This is a genomic window from Flavobacterium sp. UBA2787 (assembly GCA_002352205.1).
GTDB lineage: Bacteria > Bacteroidota > Bacteroidia > Flavobacteriales > Flavobacteriaceae > Flavobacterium.
Genome location: DEHZ01000014.1, coordinates 146,661 through 167,331 on the forward strand (window position 1 = coordinate 146,661; position 20,671 = coordinate 167,331).

General features: G+C 34.2%; 22 protein-coding genes. 6 read left to right on the plus strand and 16 right to left on the minus strand.

The window, feature by feature from the left end:
* Positions 1–16: 16 nt before the first annotated feature.
* Positions 17–2,716: a DNA gyrase/topoisomerase IV subunit A gene (locus B4N66_RS12910; RefSeq protein ID WP_291095254.1), complete on the plus strand. Its 2,700-nt coding sequence runs from the start codon at positions 17–19 to the stop codon at positions 2,714–2,716.
* An 81-nt stretch (positions 2,717–2,797) separates the two neighbouring features.
* On the opposite strand, the gene B4N66_RS12915 is transcribed toward B4N66_RS12910, so the two are convergent.
* From B4N66_RS12915 to B4N66_RS12965, 11 genes are all read right to left on the minus strand, one after another.
* A complete protein-coding gene (locus tag B4N66_RS12915) occupies positions 2,798–3,235 on the minus strand; it encodes a DUF4252 domain-containing protein (RefSeq protein WP_291095255.1) in 438 nt (145 codons plus the stop codon).
* Positions 3,236–3,307: 72 nt separating this feature from the next.
* Positions 3,308–3,877 (minus strand): hypothetical protein, encoded by a 570-nt coding sequence (locus B4N66_RS12920; RefSeq protein WP_291095256.1) that lies wholly within the window; start codon positions 3,875–3,877, stop codon positions 3,308–3,310.
* Positions 3,874–4,359: an RNA polymerase sigma factor gene (locus B4N66_RS12925; RefSeq protein WP_291095257.1), complete on the minus strand. Its 486-nt coding sequence runs from the start codon at positions 4,357–4,359 to the stop codon at positions 3,874–3,876. The genes B4N66_RS12920 and B4N66_RS12925 overlap by 4 nt, the downstream gene beginning before the upstream one ends.
* Position 4,360: 1 nt before the next feature.
* Positions 4,361–5,197 (minus strand): alpha/beta fold hydrolase, encoded by an 837-nt coding sequence (locus B4N66_RS12930; protein ID WP_291095258.1) that lies wholly within the window; start codon positions 5,195–5,197, stop codon positions 4,361–4,363.
* 73 nt (positions 5,198–5,270) lie between these two features.
* On the minus strand, positions 5,271–6,047 hold the full coding sequence (locus tag B4N66_RS12935) for a TerC family protein (protein WP_291095259.1): 777 nt from the start codon (positions 6,045–6,047) through the stop codon (positions 5,271–5,273).
* Between the two features lie 34 nt (positions 6,048–6,081).
* A complete protein-coding gene (locus B4N66_RS12940) occupies positions 6,082–6,450 on the minus strand; it encodes a DNA topoisomerase IV (RefSeq protein ID WP_291095260.1) in 369 nt (122 codons plus the stop codon).
* A complete protein-coding gene (locus tag B4N66_RS12945) occupies positions 6,447–7,022 on the minus strand; it encodes a DUF1572 domain-containing protein (protein WP_291095261.1) in 576 nt (191 codons plus the stop codon). The genes B4N66_RS12940 and B4N66_RS12945 overlap by 4 nt, the downstream gene beginning before the upstream one ends.
* Complete coding sequence (locus B4N66_RS12950; protein WP_291095262.1) at positions 7,006–7,233, minus strand: DUF6095 family protein; 228 nt, start codon at positions 7,231–7,233, stop codon at positions 7,006–7,008. Before B4N66_RS12950 ends, B4N66_RS12945 begins: the two co-directional genes overlap by 17 nt.
* 54 nt (positions 7,234–7,287) lie before the next feature.
* Complete coding sequence (gene murQ, locus B4N66_RS12955) at positions 7,288–8,103, minus strand: N-acetylmuramic acid 6-phosphate etherase (protein WP_291095263.1); 816 nt, start codon at positions 8,101–8,103, stop codon at positions 7,288–7,290.
* Between the two features lie 162 nt (positions 8,104–8,265).
* Positions 8,266–9,000 (minus strand): ZIP family metal transporter, encoded by a 735-nt coding sequence (locus B4N66_RS12960; RefSeq protein ID WP_291095264.1) that lies wholly within the window; start codon positions 8,998–9,000, stop codon positions 8,266–8,268.
* Positions 9,000–9,764, minus strand: a complete 765-nt coding sequence (locus tag B4N66_RS12965) for a class I SAM-dependent methyltransferase (protein ID WP_291095265.1) — start codon at positions 9,762–9,764, stop codon at positions 9,000–9,002. The genes B4N66_RS12960 and B4N66_RS12965 overlap by 1 nt, the downstream gene beginning before the upstream one ends.
* A 71-nt stretch (positions 9,765–9,835) precedes the next feature.
* Here B4N66_RS12965 and B4N66_RS12970 point away from each other — a divergent pair, with 71 nt between their 5' ends.
* Positions 9,836–11,005, plus strand: coding sequence for a THUMP domain-containing class I SAM-dependent RNA methyltransferase (locus B4N66_RS12970; protein WP_291095266.1), 1,170 nt, complete (start codon positions 9,836–9,838; stop codon positions 11,003–11,005).
* A 60-nt stretch (positions 11,006–11,065) separates the two neighbouring features.
* Here B4N66_RS12970 and B4N66_RS12975 read toward each other — a convergent pair whose 3' ends face one another.
* Positions 11,066–11,776 (minus strand): YebC/PmpR family DNA-binding transcriptional regulator, encoded by a 711-nt coding sequence (locus B4N66_RS12975; RefSeq protein ID WP_248433913.1) that lies wholly within the window; start codon positions 11,774–11,776, stop codon positions 11,066–11,068.
* A 66-nt stretch (positions 11,777–11,842) separates the two neighbouring features.
* The gene (gcvT, locus tag B4N66_RS12980) at positions 11,843–12,925 is read right to left on the minus strand and encodes a glycine cleavage system aminomethyltransferase GcvT (RefSeq protein WP_291095267.1); all 1,083 of its coding nucleotides are present in this window, start codon (positions 12,923–12,925) and stop codon (positions 11,843–11,845) included.
* Positions 12,926–13,141: 216 nt separating this feature from the next.
* On the opposite strand from gcvT, the gene B4N66_RS12985 reads away from it, so the two are divergent.
* From B4N66_RS12985 to B4N66_RS13000, 4 genes are all read left to right on the plus strand, one after another.
* Complete coding sequence (locus B4N66_RS12985; protein WP_291095268.1) at positions 13,142–14,281, plus strand: alpha/beta hydrolase; 1,140 nt, start codon at positions 13,142–13,144, stop codon at positions 14,279–14,281.
* A gap of 49 nt (positions 14,282–14,330) precedes the next feature.
* Positions 14,331–15,740, plus strand: coding sequence for a leucyl aminopeptidase family protein (locus tag B4N66_RS12990; RefSeq protein ID WP_291095269.1), 1,410 nt, complete (start codon positions 14,331–14,333; stop codon positions 15,738–15,740).
* Positions 15,741–15,743: 3 nt separating this feature from the next.
* The gene (locus B4N66_RS12995; RefSeq protein ID WP_291095270.1) at positions 15,744–16,961 is read left to right on the plus strand and encodes an ATP-grasp domain-containing protein; all 1,218 of its coding nucleotides are present in this window, start codon (positions 15,744–15,746) and stop codon (positions 16,959–16,961) included.
* 95 nt (positions 16,962–17,056) lie between these two features.
* Positions 17,057–17,599 (plus strand): hypothetical protein, encoded by a 543-nt coding sequence (locus tag B4N66_RS13000; RefSeq protein WP_291095271.1) that lies wholly within the window; start codon positions 17,057–17,059, stop codon positions 17,597–17,599.
* Positions 17,600–17,664: 65 nt separating this feature from the next.
* Here B4N66_RS13000 and B4N66_RS13005 read toward each other — a convergent pair whose 3' ends face one another.
* From B4N66_RS13005 to B4N66_RS13015, 3 genes are all read right to left on the minus strand, one after another.
* Positions 17,665–18,444 carry a hypothetical protein gene (locus B4N66_RS13005; RefSeq protein WP_291095272.1) on the minus strand — a complete coding sequence of 260 codons (780 nt, stop codon included), beginning with the start codon at positions 18,442–18,444 and terminating at the stop codon, positions 17,665–17,667.
* Positions 18,445–18,469: 25 nt separating this feature from the next.
* Positions 18,470–19,663, minus strand: coding sequence for a hypothetical protein (locus B4N66_RS13010; protein ID WP_291095273.1), 1,194 nt, complete (start codon positions 19,661–19,663; stop codon positions 18,470–18,472).
* Positions 19,664–19,736: 73 nt separating this feature from the next.
* Positions 19,737–20,564 (minus strand): type 1 glutamine amidotransferase, encoded by an 828-nt coding sequence (locus tag B4N66_RS13015; protein WP_291095274.1) that lies wholly within the window; start codon positions 20,562–20,564, stop codon positions 19,737–19,739.
* Positions 20,565–20,671: the final 107 nt, after the last annotated feature.

Genomic DNA, 20,671 nt, shown 5'->3' on the forward strand with positions numbered 1-20,671 from the left:
AATAAATTCAGCATAAATGAACGAAGACGAAGAAAACATCATCCCAGACGATGAAAACGAAGAACTGAACGAGTCAAGCCAAGAACAAGGTTTTGACGACGTAAAAGTTTTTAGTAACAAACATTTTTACGAAAACGACGAAAACCCCGAAGATACCATCACCAAAGTGACTGGAATGTATAAGGATTGGTTTCTCGATTATGCTTCCTATGTAATTTTGGAGCGTGCGGTTCCGGCTATTGAAGATGGTTTTAAACCGGTTCAACGCCGAATTATGCACTCGATGAAAGAACTCGATGACGGTCGTTACAACAAAGTGGCGAATATTGTTGGTCATACGATGCAATATCACCCACACGGAGATGCGAGTATTGGTGATGCGATGGTGCAAATCGGTCAGAAAGATTTGCTCATTGATATGCAAGGAAACTGGGGAAATATCCTAACCGGAGACAGTGCCGCAGCTTCCCGTTACATCGAAGCCCGAATTTCAAAGTTGGGTCACGATATTTTATATTCTCCAAAAATTACCGAATGGGGAATGTCGTATGATGGTCGTCGTGCAGAACCTGTCAATCTTCCGGTGAAATTTCCACTGTTGTTAGCTCAAGGTGCAGAAGGAATTGCCGTTGGTTTATCCACGAAAGTGCTACCACACAATTTCATTGAATTGATTGATTGTTCGATTAAAATATTAAAAAACAAACCTTTTACCTTATTTCCCGATTTTCCAACTGCCGGAATTGCCGATGTTTCCAATTACAACGACGGAATGCGTGGCGGTCGTGTGCGTGTGCGAGCAAAAATTTCGCAATTGGACAAGCAAACGTTGGTGATTACGCAAATTCCGTTTTCTACCAACACCGGAACGTTGATTGACAGTATTTTGAAAGCCAATGAAAAAGGTAAAATTAAAGTCAAAAAAATTGAAGATAATACCGCAGCCGAAGTTGAAATTTTAATTCATCTTCCGCCGGGTGTTTCTCCTGATAAAACCATTGATGCGTTGTATGCTTTCACCGCTTGCGAAACTTCGGTTGCTCCGCTAGGTTGTGTGATTGAAAACCATAAACCGTTGTTTATCGGTGTTTCCGATATGTTGAAAATTTCGACCCATCGAACGGTGGATTTGTTGAAACGTGAGTTGGAAATTCAATTGGATGAACTCGAAAACAAATGGCATTTTTCTACGTTAGAAAAAATCTTCATTCGCGAAGAAATGTATATTGATTTTAAATTGTACTCCGACCGTGAATCGTTGTATACGTATATGTATGATCGATTTAAGCCGTTTTTAAAATCATTTGTTCGAGAAATTAATGATGATGATTTGCAGAAATTAACGCAAATTCCGATGATTCGTATCACACGATTCGATTCGGATAAAGCGGATGATGCCATTGCGAAGTTGGAAGCGGAAATGGAACAAGTGAAACATCATTTGGATCATATTATTGATTTTGCCATTGATTTCTTTTTGAAATTGAAAGACAAATACGGAAAAGGCAGAGAACGTCAAACCGAATTGCGAAGTTTTGATACGATTGAAGCAACGAAAGTAGTTTTACGAAACACCAAATTATACGTAAACAAAGAAGAAGGTTTTATGGGAACCGGCCTCAAAAAAGACGAGTATGTTGCCGATTGTTCCGATATTGATGATGTGATAGTTTTTCTCCGTGACGGAAAAATGATGGTGACGAAAGTAGATGACAAAAAATTCATCGGAAAAGATATTATTCACATTGCCATTTTTGATAAAAACGATAAGCGAACGATTTACAACATGATTTATCGCGATGGTAAAAATGGTTCCACTTTCATCAAACGATTCAATGTTTCCGGTGTGACGAGAGATAAATTTTACGATCTAACACAGGAAAAAGCAGGTTCGATGGTTTCTTATTTTTCGGCTAATCCAAATGGTGAAGCAGAAGTGGTTACGATTTTACTTCGTCAAGTAGGAAGCATCAAAAAACTAAAATGGGATGTAGATTTTGCCGATATTGCCATTAAAGGAAGAGCTTCCCGAGGAAACACCGTAACCAAATATCCGATTAAAAAAATCGAATTAAAGGAAAAAGGGATTTCGACCTTACGACCAAGAAAAATTTGGTTTGATGACACCGTTCAACGTCTGAATGTAGATGGAAGAGGCGAGTTGTTGGGTGAATTCCGTCCGAATGATCGAATTTTAGTTGTAAATCAATCCGGAAAATTAAAAACAATCATTCCTGAATTGACAACACATTTTGATGAAGATATGGTTGTGTTGGAAAAATGGCATCCTAAAAAACCAATTTCTGCTATTTATTATGATGGGGAAAAAGATCGCTATTTTGTGAAACGATTCTTAATTGAAAACGAAAACAAAGAAGAAATTTTCATCACCGAACACGAAAAATCGCAGTTAGAAATTGTTTCAACTGATTGGCGACCGGTTGCAGAGGTTATTTATGCCAAAGTAAAAGGAGTTCAAAAAGACAATCAAACGGTTGATATTGAACAATTTATTGCTGTAAAAGGAATAAAAGCTCTTGGAAATCAGTTGACGACGGATAAAATTAAGCAAATCAATCTGTTAGAACCTTTACCTTTCGAAGAACCGGAAGAAGAAGCACCTGAAGAAATGGAAGTTTCAGGAGAAGATAATGTTTCCGATGATATTCAAACGGAATTGGATGATGATGGTCAGATAACGTTGAGTTTGGATTAGGTTTTAATTTCAAATCAAAATAAAAAAAAGGTTCGCAAAGAGAATAATTCCCTTGCGAACCTTTTTAATTTGAAATAATAATTAGCTTAATGTAAGTTGAAAAACAACCGATTCATTTTCGCCGGAACCTTCCACAAACATAATTAGTTCTTTAATTTCATCGTTTTTTCCGCTCTTTACTAAAAATTCAACTTCTTTTCCTCCGTCATTAATTCGCATTAATTCTTCAAATTCTTTAGATTTTTTGAATTTTTTAGCAATAGATTTCATTTCGCTCCGCAAGTTTGTATCGCTGGTGGAATACATTTTAAATGATGTGATACGATTGATAAAATCTACGACTTTTTTATCTTCTGAGGATAAATTTTCTTTTTCTGATAAATTACCAATTAAAGAGAATAAACTCTTGTTCATTGAAACTCTACTCACATTTTCTTCTTTTTCAAACTTTTCAAAAGATTGAGCAAAAGAAGAAACGGAAATAAAAAGTACAGCTACAGCACAAATTAATTTTTTCATGATTGATTGTTTTTTGATTAATAATATATTGAAGACGAATCAATTGTATTATTGTAACATTCAATCTTAAAATTATTTCACTTGATTAAGAAATTCAATCAATTTTAATTCTTTCTTAATTTGTTTGATTAAAAAATAGCCAAAGACAAAGAAAAATCCATAACCACTCACTAAACAATAGATATAAAATCCGTTGCTGAAATTAGCTTTAAAAGTCGGCAAAAGCATAGTAAAACCAATAAAATAGCTGATGTAAATAATTGGTGTTAGGATCAGATGAATCTTTTTTCGCCATTCATAAAATGTTTTTACTTTTTGAGAATAGTCTATTAATGATAAATCCGGTTTTATGCTTTTTAGTTTGGTTGAACTGTTGATTTCCAATATAATTCTAAAAAGTAGCATACAAATCATCACACTCAATCCAATCGTGAGTGAATTAAATTGATGCGAATTCGTCCAAAAAAAGTAAAACAATAAAATCAAAACGGTCACAGAAATAATTCCGATTGTCCAATAATGATTGTGTTTTAAGGTTTTGGTATGTTCATTTGCTTTAGCAATTAATGCCAAAGCAGTGGTGTTTGGTTTGGCCTCCGATTGTGAATTCCAAATTTCTTGTATGTTATTAAATTCTGTCATTTTTGTACACATTGAGTTAAACTTTTTTTAATGCGATGAATTCGAACTCGAAGCGTTTCTTCGGTCAAACCCACCACTTGAGCAATTTCGCTATACTCCATTCCTTCTAAAACCATCAGAATAATCATTTTTCCCATTTCATCGAGTTTTTGAATACAAGCGTACATTTTGCTTAATTTTTCTTCAATTTCAGGAGAATAATTTTCTGTTTCAAGGTTTGGAAATTGATCAGAACGAATTTCTTTTTTAATTGATTTCTTTCGTAAATACACCAAACACGTGTTTACAGCTATTCTGAAAATCCAAGTACTTAAGCTGGACTCATTTCTAAACGAATCTAAATTCTCCCAAACTTTAATGAAAACTTCTTGGGAAGCATCGGCAGCCAAATCAGAATCGCCATTGAAATATCCTTTGCATAATCGCAAAACCTTGGGATAGTGTGTGTTGAATAGTTCGTTAAATTGGGATTGCTTTTCCAAGTTATTTCAAATTTTCGATTAGATTTTTCATAAACCATTCCGGTTGATCATACATTACAAAATGAGCAGCATTTTCGGCATAACTTATTTTTACAGAAGGTAATTTTTCAAATTGTGCTTGATAGGTTTTTTCAACCGTAGCTTTATCAGGAAATGTAGCAGCTAAGATAATCACAGGAACTTTTATTTTTGAAATTTCTTCTCTCAAATCTAAATTCAACATATCAATATAACCATTAACGTAAGTTTTTCGATCGGCTTTATTCATCATTTCAATAATTACTTTTTGCTTTTCTTGATTTTTACACATAAACTGAACTTGTTGTGCATTCATTCCTTTGAAAGCAATTTCATCCATTTGCAACATCATTTTACTTTGCGGATTATCATACGAAATTTTTTCTCCATTGTAATTCGGAATCATCAAGGCGGCAGAGCAGGGAAGAGCATCTACAGCAATCACTTTTTTAAATAAATTAGGTTCAGAAGCTGTCAACCAATAACTCAATGTTCCACCCAAACTGTGCCCAATTAAAGTAGGTTTATTGATTTTATTTGATTTGGTATAAGTAATAATTTCTTCTTTGATAGTAGAAAACCAAGGCATTTCAATAGGATCAACATCACCAAAACCGGCAAATGTAAAAATGTGGCATTCGTGGGTTTTAGAAAGTTCGGAAACAGTATCGTTCCAAAGTTCACCCGTGCATCCAAAACCTGGAAATAGAAAAACGGGTTCTCCTTTTCCTTTGATAGTTACGTCAAATGATTTTTGAGCGTACATTGAAGTTACTAATGAACTTACAAGTGATAAAATAAAAAATGTAACAGTTTTCATAAGTTGTGATTTTTAAAAGTTTTCCTTTTGATTCATCACAATGAAAATTGTTACATCTTTTTTTATTTTTTTTCTAATGGACGCTTTTCTTCCTCATTTTCATATTAATAAATTCCACAGCTAGTGAAAAAGCAATAGCAAAATAGAGATAGCCTTTTGGAACAGCACCTACTTCTTGACCGGCTAGAGTTGCGTGAGATAAGTGCATACTCTCGGTAATCAACATAAATCCGATTAAGATTAAGAAAGCCAAACCAAGTATTTGAATGGATGGATTTGCGTTCACAAAATTACCAACCGGAACAGCAAAGAGCATCATTACACCCACTGAAATCACTACAGCAGTTACCATGATATAAAGAGCACCTTCAATACCATTTGTCATTCCGACTGCAGTTAAAATACTATCCACAGAGAAAATTAAGTCAATTAAAAGAATTTGAAAAATCACATTTCCAAACGATTTGGCAGCAGATATTTTTAAATCTTTTTCATCTTCGCCTTTATGATCTACTTTTTCGTGAATTTCTTTAGTACTTTTATAAATCAGAAACAATCCTCCTAAAAATAATACTACTGCTTGTCCGGTAAATCCTCCACTAAACCAACCCCAATCAACAGAGAACCAAGGAGCTTTCATTGCAATTAAAATGGATATTCCAAAAAGCAACGCAATTCGCATAAACATTGCCAAAAATAAACCGATTCGAGTGGCTTTTTTTCGCTTTTCTTGAGGTAATTTTCCGGTTACGATGGAGATAAAAATAATGTTATCTATTCCGAGAATAATCTCAAGAAAAGTCAATGTCAAAAGGGCAATCCACGCATCGGGACTAGCAAATACTTCCATAAAATTTGATGTGATTAATTATACTTATACGCAACTAGTCTACTTTTGTTACAACGCCTTTCTGCTTAGTCGCCTCGCCCACAAAAGAATATTCAAATGTATAGTTTTTTTCGTTTGTTGTTAAAATTTTCATGTGAATTGCTTTTTTTTCTTTCATGCCTTTTGGATGAAGCTTTTGCAAGACAAATTCGCAATCATTTAACCACCGAACGGAGGAAGAATCTGTTTTTCCACGGAAGGTTTCTATTTGTAAAGTATCATTTCGTTCAAAAATTGAAATCTCTTTTTTGCCATCAATTTCTTGTTCAAATTGAAATTTCCCAGTTTTGAAATCAGCACAATTTCGTTCTTGTTGATAGCAGGAAATAAGGAATAAACTAAGAAGTGGAAGTAATTTTTTCATTTTAATTTTTTTAATTCATCATCAGTAAAATTCTTAATGCTTTTCTCTTTAGAAAATTTATCTGCATTATAATTGTTCGATTTATTTTTGGGAATGGATAAACTTTGCCATTCGGTTTTTTTCAACATTTTGGCATAAAAAACAATTTGACCAATGTGGTAAGGATAATGAGCCAATTGACGATTTATGGCTTCTATAACTGTATGGCCTTCGTTTCTGATGTAAATAATTTCGTCCAGTTGTTCCGGTTGTAAACCATTTAATGCATCAAATAAACATTGCCAACCTTTTTCCCAATGAGCTACAAGTTCAGGTTTGGTTGTGAAAATTTCTTCAAATTCAGCATCACGGTTTCGCCATTCTTTTTCGCCGTCGGTGGTTAGAAAGTCGGTCCATCGCGAAAGCATATTTCCCACCATATGATTCACAATAATTGCAATGGAATTTGTGTCTTCATTCACAGAAATAAAAAGTTGCTCCGGTTCAAGTTGTTCCATTGCTTTTTCTCCCAACGTTTTATAGTAAAGAAATTGTTTTTTGACACTTTCGAGGTAATTAGTTTTCGTTTCCATCAAATAAACTTTTCATCATAATTTTTATTCCTCTAAACATAAATGAAACCGCAGTAATACAGACAAAGATACCTACACCCAAAACGATGTAATGAATCCAAGTATGTTTGTTCATAAACGCATTATGAATGAGGATTGGTCCCAAAAACATCAAAGGAATGGAACCTACTGCATATTTTATTCCTTTAAAGAGGAGTTCTTTGTTGTCCATATTTTTTAAGTTGCTAAGGTTATGAGTGACTGAGTTTCTATGGTAGATTAATGCTTACTGCGACTGAAAATTCTCCACTGCTTTCCGAACACTACCATACGTTTCCAACAAAATTCCCGCTTCTTCATAACTCACCGGAATTTCACTCATAATCATTCGAATGCCACGATCAACTAATTTATTGTTACTCAATTGCATATCTACCATTTTGTTACCTTTCACTTTTCCAAGTTGAATCATCGTGGCGGTTGAAATCATATTCAAAACCAACTTTTGAGCTGTTCCGGCTTTCATTCTTGAACTTCCGGTTACAAATTCGGGTCCAACCACAACTTCAATTGGAAATTGTGAAACGTTTGATAGCGGACTTCCTTCGTTGCAAGTAATACAACCTGTGGGGATATTATTTTGATTGCATATTTCCAAACCACCAATCACATACGGTGTAGTCCCAGAAGCCGCAATGCCAATTACAAAATCGTTCTGATTGATGTTGAACTCCGATAAATCTTTCCAAGCTTGTTCGGTATCATCTTCGGCAAATTCTACTGCTTTTCGAATGGCTTTGTCACCACCGGCAATGATTCCCACAACCAAATCAAAAGGAACACCGAAAGTTGGCGGACATTCAGAAGCATCTACAACACCCAATCTTCCTGAAGTTCCAGCTCCGATGTAGAAAAGTCTTCCGCCATTTTTTAACTGACTAACCACTTTTTGAACGGTTTTTTCAATTTGAGGCAAGGCTTTTTCAACCGCTAATGGAACGGTTTTATCTTCATTATTAATGTTTTGTAGTAATTCGGAAACTGACATCTTTTCCAGATGTTCGTAGTTGGAGGATTGTTCGGTAGTTATGGTAAAAGACATACTTATAATTTTCACTCAAAGATAAGTGAATTTTGAATGTTCCCAAAGTTGAAAATAGTAAAAAAAGTTGCTGAGTTACTGAGAAGCTGAGTTTTTTTGATTACAATGACGAAATATAACTTCACTTCAAATCAGAAAACCGACAACCGACAATAGAAAACCTTAATGCGAATGCCCCATTTCCATCACATAAGCCAATAAAAATCCCAATACAATCATTGTTACTTTTGCTAAATTGAATTTGTGACCTTCATTACTTTCAAAAATAATGGTAGATGAAATGTGAAATAAAATACCCACTACAATGGCTGAAATTTCTTTAGAATAATGTTGAGCAAAATGCAATTGTTCCGCTAATAACGTTCCGATTGGCGTCATCAATGCAAACGAAAACATAAAGGCAAAAACCATCAATTTATTCATCTTAGCATTTACAAAAAACAGCGTGAGAATAATTGCAATAGGGAAGTGATGCACCGCAATTCCATAAGCCAAATTAGTGTTTTCGTGAATCGGAAATCCTTCTAACAACGCGTGAATACATAAACTGATAAACAATAACCACGGAATTTGATGTACTTCATTGTTTTCATCTGTATGCACGTGAACGTGACCGTGTTCGGCACCTTTCGAGAAAAATTCAAGAATAATTTGGAATAAAATTCCAATCATAATAAAAACCCCAACCGGTAGCGTGTGATGTTCGTGTTCGCCTTCGTGTACGTGGTGATGACCTTCGTGAAATAATTCGGGAAGCAAATGCAAAACCGTTAGCGAAAGCAAAAAAGCTCCACTAAAAGCCAGTAATAATTTGATGTTTTTTTTCTTTTGAGGTTTTAAAAACAAAGCAATCAAAAAACCTAAAATAACAGCCGAAAAAGTGATGATATACTGCATTATTTAAAAATCAAAATTAAACGTTCAGATTGTGATTTATAGAATTTCCGTAGTTTATAATCTCCAAAAACATCTAATAAATAGATTCCGGCTTCATCCATCATCTTTTCAAAATCAGCTAATCGGAGAGCTTGCACTTTTTCGGTGAAATGAAACTCTTTTCCTTTATCCGAAAATGAAATTTCTTTATAAATATGATTGTCTTTTTCATATCGTTTAATATGAAAATCGATGCCATCGACTGTTTTAGTTTCTTCCGGATTTAAATTTTCCAACACAAAATCCACATTCATAAAATCAATTACAGCAAATCCATATTCTGTTAAGCTGTCGCGAATGGCCTTTAGTGTTGTTAAATTATCCGCATCATCTTCAAAATAACCAAAACTGGTAAATAAATTGAAAATAGCATCAAACTTTTCTTCAAACGAAATTCGCATGTCATGCACCATAAAATGCAATTTTTCATTCGATGATTTTGAAGCTGCATTTATGCTGTTTTCAGATAAATCGGCTCCTGTTACATCATAACCCAATTGATTCAAATAAATCGAATGACGACCTTTTCCACAAGCTAAATCTAAAATCTTGGCTTCTTCGGGTAAATTCAAATATTCGGTTAAATTATCCATAAACGCCTGTGCTTCTTCATAATCTCTGTCTTTGTAAAGAATATGATAATACGGAGTGTCAAACCAAGAGGCGTACCAGTTTTCGGTGGCGAGTTGCGAGTTGCGAGTTGAAGGAATTTTAGATTCTGACATTAATTGGATAGATGCTTTAAGAACGTGCAAATTTAGTGTATTTTTGCCAAGTTTTACAGATTTAAACAGTTATGGAGAAGAATTTTAAGATGGTAGCCAAAACCTTTTTTGGTTTTGAAGATATTTTAGCCAAAGAAGTGCAGCAATTAGGCGGACAAGATGTGCAAACCGGGACACGAGTTGTCACTTTTTCCGGCGACAAAGGTTTTATGTACAAAGCCAATTTATCGTTGCGAACAGCTCTTAAAATTTTGAAGCCAATTAAATGGTTTAAAGTGTTTAATGACAAGAGTTTGTATGATGGAATTTCAAGTGTTGATTGGAGTCAGTTTATGAACGAAAAACAGACTTTTGTTGTCGATGTCACATTGTATTCTGAAGCGTTTAACAACTCACAATTTGTAGCTTTAAAAACGAAAGATGCGATTGTGGATCAATTTCGTGAAAAAACAGGAGTACGGCCGAGTATTGATAAAGATTTTCCGGATTTACGAATTCACATTCACTTAGATCGTGATCAATGCACAGTTTCATTGGATACTTCCGGTGAGTCATTGCATCAACGTGGTTATCGTTCGGCTACGAATATTGCCCCGATTAACGAAGTTTTAGCAGCCGGAATGTTGATTCTTTCCGGTTGGGATGGAACTTCTCATTTTCTCGATCCAATGTGCGGAAGCGGAACCATTTTAGCCGAAGCAGCGATGATTGCTTGTAATATTCCCGCCAATATCAATCGAAAAGAATTCGCTTTTGAAAAATGGAATGATTGGGATAATGATTTATTCGACCAAATTATTGATAGTTTGATGAAGAAAACACGTGAATTTCATTATACAATAAAAGGATTTGATAAAGCTCCGAGTGCAGTTCGAAAAGCTCAAGACAATATTCAAAATGCTAATCTGGATGATTATGTTACGATAGAACAGAAAGACTTTTTTGAAACAGAAAAACAAACCGAAGGTCCGCTTCATATGGTTTTCAATCCGCCGTATGGTGAACGCTTGGATATTGATATGGAACGTTTTTATAGAGAAATCGGTGATACTTTCAAGCAAAGTTATCCCAACACGCAAGCTTGGTTTATCACAGCCAATTTGGAAGCGTTGAAATTTGTGGGATTAAAACCTTCCCGAAAAATCAAATTATTCAACGGAAAATTAGAAGCAAGATTGTTGAAATATGATATTTACGAAGGAAGTAAACGAACGAAGTTTCAGAACAGGGAAGAGGAGTAATATTGAAGCATAAAAAAACTCCCTTTTTCAAGAGAGTTCATTATACTATAAAATTTGAAATTATTCCTGCATCGTGTGATACACATTCATCACATCATCATCTTCTTCAATTTTTTCTAATAGTTTTTCTACATCTGCCATTTGTTCTGCAGTGACTTCTTTGGTGATTTGTGGAATTCTTTCAAAACCGGAAGATAAAATTTCGATGTTTCTGTTTTCCAATTCTTTTTGAATGGCTCCGAAGCTTTCAAAAGGAGCATACATTAGAATTCCATCTTCATCGGCAAAAATTTCTTCTACACCAAAATCAATCATTTCTAATTCTAAATCTTCTACATTTTGACCTTCGGCTGGAATTCTGAAATTACAGGTATGATCAAACATAAATTCAACCGAACCTTGCGTTCCCATAGTTCCATTGCATTTGTTGAAGTAACTTCGAATGTTTGCTACTGTTCTATTATTATTGTCTGTGGCTGTTTCAATCAATATAGCGATTCCGTGTGGAGCATACCCTTCAAACAAAACCTCTTTAAAGTTGGCTGTGTCTTTGTCTGACGCTTTTTTAATTGCTCTTTCAACATTGTCTTTTGGCATATTGGCAGCCTTGGCATTCTGAATAACGGCACGCAAACGAGAGTTGGTTTCCGCATTCGGACCACCTTCTTTCACAGCCATTACAATGTCTTTTCCTATTCTGGTGAACGTTTTGGCCATTGCTGACCAACGTTTCATTTTTCGTGCTTTTCTAAATTCAAATGCTCTTCCCATTTCTATTTATTTCAATATTCTATTTGTGATGCAAAAATAATACTTAAACCGTTATTTCAAAATGTTTTATTTCTTGTAAAACGGCATTTTTACCACTTTCGCTTTTACTTTATTATTTCTGATTTGAATGTAGATTTCAGAATCAGGAGTTGAAAATTCAGTTTTCACATATCCCATACCAATTCCTTTTCCAACTGTAGGAGCCATGGTTCCGGAAGTTACGATTCCGATATTATTACCGTCAGCATCCAAAATTTCGTAGTCGTGACGCGGAATTCCTCTTTCCAACAATTCAAAACCAACTAATTTTTTGGTTACGCCTTCTTCTTTTTGCTTCTTCAAATTTTCAGAATTGGTAAATTCTTTTGTGAATTTGGTAATCCACCCCAAACCCGCTTCTAATGGCGAAGTGGTGTCGTTGATGTCGTTTCCATACAAACAAAAGCCCATTTCTAAACGTAATGTATCTCTCGCAGCCAATCCGATTGGTTTGATTCCGAAGGATGCTCCGGCTTCAAAAACTTTTTTCCAAATTTGTTCTACTTCCGAATTTTTACAATAAATTTCAAATCCACCTGAACCAGTATAGCCTGTTGCAGAAATGATTACATTTTCAATTCCTGCAAAATCAGCTACTTCAAAATGATAATATTTAATTTCGGATAAATTGATTGATGTCAATGATTGCATGGCTTCCACCGCTTTTGGACCTTGAATTGCCAATAAAGAATAATCTTCTGAAATGTTTTTCATTTCCACACCTAAATCATTGTGCGACGAAATCCAATCCCAATCTTTTTCAATATTAGATGCGTTAACTACCAATAAATATTGTTCTTCTTTGATTTTGTATACAATTAAATCATCTACAATACCACCTTGATTATTAGGTAAACACGAGTATTGAGCTCTACCAATAGTTAAAGTAGAGGCATCGTTGGAAGTTACCTTTTGAATCAAAGCCAACGCATTAGGACCCGATAATAAAAATTCACCCATATGTGATACGTCAAAAACACCAACACCGTTGCGAACTGTCTCGTGTTCCACAGTTACTCCTTCATATTGAACCGGCATGTTATATCCGGCAAATGGTACTAATTTAGCTCCTAAACTTTCGTGAATGTGCGTTAACGCTGTATTTTTCATTTGTTTGTTGTGTAAAAATTGAAGTGGCTAATTTATTAAAAATAATACGATTTTTGAATGAAATGAATGCTCAAATTTATTTAATTATTACTATTTGATTCGATTACTCATTATTCTTGCATTTTTCGAAATTCTGTTAAAAAATATTTTTAATCACAAACCAAAAACCTATATTTACTTTTTATATATAATTAAGATTACGATTAAATTGATTACATGAAGCCAGCAGAAAATATACTACCCCAACAGCCTGAAAAAGAAATTATTGAACCCCAACTCAATTTACTTTTAACCACCGATGAAGATGACGATCGGCCGGTTTACATATCCGGAAATTTTAACAATTGGATTACGCAAGACAAGAATTTTCTAATGGAAAAAGTTGGAAAAGGACTTTATCACTATAAATTCCCATTTGATTTTAAGTATCCCGACGAACTTTTATACAAATTTACACGAGGTGATTGGAGCGAAGTTGAAATTGATAAATACGGAAATCGGACAGAAAATCGTTCGTGCAAACAACATAGTGGCGTTAAAAAGGAACATGTAGCGAAATGGCGTCACAATTGGTTGCCTTTTAAACCCAATTTTTTACCAAAAGTGCATTTAGTTTCCGAAGAATTTGAAATTCCGCAGTTAAATAAAAAACGTAAAGTTTGGGCTTTATTGCCGTATGATTATGAGACTTCAAAAGATCATTATCCGGTAATGTATTTGCAAGATGCTCAGAATTTATTTAATGAAAATGCAAAATACGGTAACTGGGAAATTGATAAAAAGTTAGCCGTAATGGCTGAATATAGCATTGGAAAAATAATCGTAATTGCCGTCGAACACGCTGATAGTGAACGAATTTTAGAATACAATGTTGGTAATACGGTTCTTGGAACCGGTCAGGGCAAAAAGTACATTCGATTTTTAACTGATACCTTGAAACCCTTTATTGATGAAAATTTCAGAACTAAACCGGAACGTGAGTTTACAGGAATTGGAGGAAGTTCAATGGGTGGATTAGTCAGTATTTTTAGTGGAATTATGTATCCTGAAGTGTTTGGAAAACTGATGATTTTTTCGCCATCACTTTGGGTTGTTCCAAAAATAAAATTGTCTTTTTTGGATATGGATGAACCGCAAGATACCCGAATTTACTTGTATGCCGGCGGTGATGAAAGTGCCACGATGATTGACCACGTGAAGAATTTCAAAAAGCGATTACTCAAAAAAGATGCATTAAACGATAAAATGAAAGTACGATTAAGCATTAACGAACAAGGAAAACACAACGAAGTGTATTGGAGTGATGAATTTCCGAAAGCAATTGAATGGTTATTTTTTAGTACGAAAGAAGAATAAAATCAATTTCAATGACAATATCAATGTCAAAAATCAATAAAAATTTACAATGAAAATCCATTATACAAACAATCAATCCCATAAAAAATTAAATTTAATTCCGCTTTTGGAAACAGAAGAGGCGATTATTTTTGATGAAATCCATTTATCTAAAACCATTTTTTCAGGAAAAAAAGACAGTCTTTATTTTTATGAAAAGGATGAAAATATCTTTTTATTCATTGGTTTAGGAAAAGATCCGGATTACAAATCGATTAAAACTACTTTCAGAAGAATTTCTACGAAGCAAAAATCCTATTTTAAAGAAGAAGCCAAATTGTTTCTTTCCGGCGATTTATCCACAGATAATATCGAAGCGATTATTTCCGGTTTATGGCTCGGAACCTATCAATTAGGTCATTACAAAAAAGATAAAAAGCAACATTCATTAGAAACAGACGATTTTATTTTTGAAGTGAATTCGTATTCGGATGTCAAAAATGCCATTGATAAAGGTCTAAAAATTGCCAATGCTCAATTAGAAACGTATCATTTAGTAGATTTACCTCCTAATAAAATTACCCCAAAACATTTAGCTGATTGGGCGATTGAAACGGGTAAAAATTTCGGATTTTCAGTGGAAGTTTTCGGTCATCAAAAATCAAAAGAATTAGGTTTAGATGCTTTTGTTTCCGTAGGAAAAGGAAGTGCGAATGAATCGCAATTTATCGTGATGGATTATCAACCCGAAAATGCTAAAAAACACATCGGTTTAGTTGGAAAAGGCATCACATTTGACACGGGCGGACTCAACATCAAAACGGCCGGGATGGTTCATATGAAATGCGATATGGCTGGTGCTGCTGCAGTTTTAGGAGCAATGCAATTGATTGCTGATTTACAACTTCCTTATCGAGTGACGGCGATTGTCCCGGCTTGTGAAAATTCGGTGGATGCCAATTCCTTTTTGCCAAGTGATGTGATTGGAAGTTACAGTGGTCATTCCATCGAAATTATTGATACAGATGCCGAAGGACGATTGATTTTAGCCGATGGTTTATCGTATTTAATTAAAAATTTCAAACCTGAAACGGTTATTGATTTAGCTACATTAACCGGAAGTAGCGTTGCCACTTTTGGTAATGAATGTGGAGCATTGTTTACAAATAATGAATTGCTAGTCAAACAATTACAACTTGCTGGAGATGGAATAGGAGAGCGTTTGTGGCCATTACCATTATGGGATGCTTACAAATCGGACATTGAAAGTGAAATTGCTGATGTAAAAAATTATTCAGGAAAACCGGTTGCCGGAGCGATTTCTGCAGCTAAATTTTTAGAATTTTTTACCGAAAATCATACCTCTTGGGCACATCTTGACATTGCCGGTGTCACTTTCGTGGATGATGAATTTGCCAAAACCAAACACGCAACGGCTTTTGGAGTACATTTAATTACTAATTTTATTGAAAACCAATAGTATATGGAAAATAATACCAAAACCTTCATCTGTATTTCCAATTATTTTAAAGGAAATGATTTTTTAATTAATTTGAAGAAATTAGGAAACAAAGTTTTTCTGATCACTTCCGAAAAACTGCGTGACAAACCGTGGGCTTTTGATTCGATTGATGAAATTTTTTATATGCCGGGCCAAGATATCGATTGGGATTTAGATATGCTTTTGCAAGGTGTCGCCGGATTAATGCGAACTGAAAAAGTAGATGCTATTGTGGCTTTGGACGATTTTGATGTAGAAAAAGCAACTTATTTGCGTGAAAATTTGCGTGTTGACGGAATGGGGCAAACCACCGGAAGGTATTTCCGTGACAAGTTAGCTATGCGAGTAAAAGCTCACGCCGAAGGTGTTCCGGTTCCGCCATTTAGTGCGTTGTTTAATGATGAATATATCAATCATTTTGCAGAAACGGTTTCGCCTCCTTGGGTATTGAAACCGCGTTCGGAAGCTTCTGCATCCGGAATTATGAAAGTACATTCGAAAGAGGAGTTATGGGAAAAAATACACGAATTAGGCGGAAATCGCATTAAATATTTAGTGGAACAATTCAAACCGGGAGCAGTTTATCATTGTGACGGATTGAATTTTAACAGCAAAGTTTTATTCAGTTTAACATCGCAATATTTGGCAACACCGATGGAAATTTCGCAAGGTGGAGGAATTTTTAGAAGTGCCAATATTCCGTATAATTCTGCCGATGACAAAGCCATTAAAAAAGTGAATGAACAAGTGATGAAAGCGTTTGGGATGAAACACGGAGCTACTCACACCGAGTTTATCAAATGTAATGAAGATGGAAAAATTTACTTTTTAGAAACTTCTTCGCGTGTGGGTGGAGCTCATTTGGCTGAGATGGTTGAAGCCGCTTCCAACATTAATTTATGGGGAGAATGGGCTAGAATTGAAGATGCGTTGGTAAGAGGAAAAGAATACAAAGTTCCTTCGCAAAAGAAACAATTTGCAGGAATCGTGTTGACGTTATCCAAATTTGAACAGCCAGATTTGAGTGGATTTAATGATAGTGAAGTGTGTTTCCGTGTGCCGTTGGAATACCACGCAGGATTGATTGTCAAGTGTGATAAGCACGAACGAGTTCGAGAATTATTAGATGATTATGCTGAGCGATTGGTGAGAGACTTTGCTACAGTTGCTGAACAACAGGCGGTGAAGAAGTTGCATTAAATTTTAGCCACGAATTAAACTAATTTCACGAATTATTTGTATTGCTTTTTTTTAAAAATTAGTGGAAATTCGTGTAATTCGTGGCAACTTACAAAATGAAAAAATATAATTCATATAATTTTCATAAACACACTTTTTGCCTTTGGAAAGAAGTTTCTCAAACGGATTTTGAGTTGCAAAAATCGCATTTCAAAAGTAAGTCAGGTAGTGAATATTTTTTTACTGAAGATGGTGTTTACCGCATCTCCAACCATTGGGGAAGAGCCGCTAATTGTCGTTGGCGTTTGCTACCATTAACCGACTATAAAAACCAACACACCAAAATTGGTTTTGCTCGCTGGACAGATTTTTACCCCAATGATGAAACCGCCAACTTATTCTTTATTCAAGTGGATTTTGAACAGAAAACCATTGATTTTTTTCATAAAGATATGTCGTTTTATGATGGAAAAGTCGTTTTACGAAATGCTTCTGAAACTGCCAAAACAATCAAAAACATCAAACAAATTTTGAATGAAGAAGATTGGGCGAAGTATTTGGAGTATGAGGATTTGGAGGGTTTACGAAAAAAAATTGTGACGAAAATGATTTATGATGGGATGAGTTTTGGGGAGGTGAGGAGGAATTGGATGATGTAGTACTTATCTTTTATGAACTTAATAAAAAAATAATTTCTTTATTCTAACTGTTAAATTGAGACCATTTAAGGTTTAAGTTCTAATTCTGAAAAAACCTCAGATGGTAATATAAAAATTCTAGCATTTGGATCATTTATAGAATCACAATAAATTTTTGAAAAAATGTATTTATCATTCATATATAATATTTTATATTCATATGAAGGATGATTTTTTTCAATTGATTTTTCTATTACTGATTTATTAATTAAGTTTTTTGGAATTTGGTTATCTCTGAACGTCCATTTCCATGTAAAATAAATTGAAGAAATAAAAATCAACATTGAAATGACAGCAAAAATGTCAAATACATTTTCTTTATCAAATTTTTTCCCAAGTTTCATATTTGCCAATAATGCAACAAATGATGTCATCATTGTAAAAATACTTCCATATTTCCATGTTTCTGTTAAAATATAATAGAAGAAGGGTGCATATACAAATATGATAATAAGTAAATTAACCGCTTTCACTTTTGTCTTGTCAAAACCTCCTTTACTATTAGTTGGATAAAAAATACTTAGATAATCATCATCGGTCGCTATTATGAAAGGTAAAGTAAAAATTAATACAAAGTAAAATGGCAACAACAAGTATGAAATCCATAGACCATCACTCAAAAGCTGAGAAACTGAAAAAAATCTAACATAATACGGTCCTATCGATAACAAGCTATAAAATTGATTGATTCCTCCTAATATTGAAGCAATTGCCAATCCTAAGGGTAAATTATCTTTGAAATTTTTTAACAATCTTTGATAATCTATAGATTTAGCAATTATATTTTCTTGTTTAGTTTCTGTCATAATTTTTTATTTAACTAAATATAAACTACTCATCCTCAAACATCCCAACTGTTCCACCAACCCAATCTTTATCTTTATTGAATTTCACACCAATCATTTCGCCACGGCTTAGTCGGACTAAATTGGTAACCAAGGTAGGCGAGGGAGCATCTTTTTTCCAAACGGCTAACAAGCGAACTTCGGCTTTTACTTTGCCATCCGGTGATTGAATGATGGGAAGATAATTTACTTTCTTTTGGAGAATGTATAAGTCTTTTTCTGTAACGGCTTCGATGTCTTCTTTTTTGACGTGGAAGATTACACCACTTCCTGAGAAGGAAAACAACGGTTTGAGTACATAGTTTTCTAAATCGGTCGGAATTTCTTTTAAATCGCTTAATAATGTAGTTTCAATAAAATATTTTCCTTTTAAATAAGGCAAAATAAATTTACTGATACGGAAAAACCAATTCGGATGTCCGGCCCATTCTACGTCTAAATCGGCAGAAAAATCAAAGTTGAGTTGCAAATCGGTACGCAAATCCAATTCGTCAAAAATTACTCGGTTATAGATTCGTTTTACTTCAATTTCAACTCCTTTATCATTGGTATAAAACAGTTTTTTTCCTTTTTGAATTAATTCTGTCACACAAACTACCGGAATTCCGATGTCGCGTTTGCAGTAATAGAAATCAATTTTAGTGTTTTGCTTTTCCGGTTCAATTTCCAACAGAATGACATTTTCTTTTGGGTAATTATTGCAAATCACTTCTTCGATTAATTTCAAATACGATTCGTTATCCAAACCATTTAAATAAGGAGTCAATTCATTTAGAAAAGGGTAGAGGTCAGCAAATTTTTGAGACAAGTGATTCTGAAAATTAAACAATGAAGGAAATCCTTGTACTTCAATTAGCTTCGGAATAACTTTTCCATTTTCTTCACAAATACCAAAATCGATGGCTAAAAAAGTGGTGTGATTGTCTTCGTTTGGAACTTTTCTGTTTAATTCTAATGCTCTGTTTGTTAATTCTTTGAAGTTGTCTTGTTGAATGAAAGCTATCACTTCATTACAACCTTCTAATAATTGAGCTTTTAACTCGTTTGAAATGAAAAAAGGCGTTTCTCCAATTCTGAAAGTCGGTTTATAATTAAAATCAGCGGTGATTGAATCAATTAACTGATTGTATTTTTCGGTTGAGAATTCTTCGTTGAATTGTTTTCTGAAAGCTGTATTCATTGTAAAACATTTTTAAAAAAAAGACACAAAAGAAATTACTAGTGTGCCTTTTTTAAAATTTAAAATTTGAAACTTAGTTAGAGAGTATTTTTTTATGTTTCATCAAATCGTTGATGGCGATGCGAAGAAAGTTTGGAATAATGGTTTCGTTTGTACGATAGATTTTTTCCTCATCCACCAAATCTTCTAACATTTTTAGAAACTTCGGACGACCTTTCATCTTGATGATTTTTTCTTTGAAACTTTTATTTTTCATATGAGCCAAGAAACTCAATGGGTCGGCTTCCGGATGAAATTGTAAACCAACAAATTCATTGGAAAAACGAATTCCCATAATCGCTCGTTCGTATTGCACGTGATCACGGATTTTTTCTAACGCAATGATTTGAGCACCCATTTTTTTGATGTTCTTCAACTTGGGTTGAATCACTTGAAAATCACGGCTATCTATTGTGTAAAACGGATTGTCCAAACCTTCAAATAATGGATCTGTCAGACCTTCATTCACTTTATGTGTAGTCATTACACCAAAAGAAGTGTCTTTTCGCTTTGTGATTTCGGCTAAACCAAAGTGCTTGCAAGCCATTTGAAATGAATGACAAATGAATAAAACGTGCTTTTTCATTTCGTTTTCATTATTCCAATTCCACAATGAATCGAGTAGATTGAAATAGTTCACGTCCCATTTTCCGTCCCCTTCCAATGGATTTCCGGGACCACCGGTTGATATGAAAATATCAAATTTTTTAATGTCGGGTAATTCATTTTTACCTCGAACATCAAAAACCTGAAAGGAAACCATTTGATTAAATCGGTTGATAATGTCATAAATACAACGCATTCCCTGATTAGGTTCGCCGTCGTACATATCTAAAATCGCTATTTTTATGTGTGAATTCATTTGGTAACTATTTATTGATGCAAAGATAACTTTTTTGAAAAGAATAAGTTATTTGCTGTTTTTTGGTTTATTAGAAATCTTTTCAACATTTTTGCCCGTCAAAACGG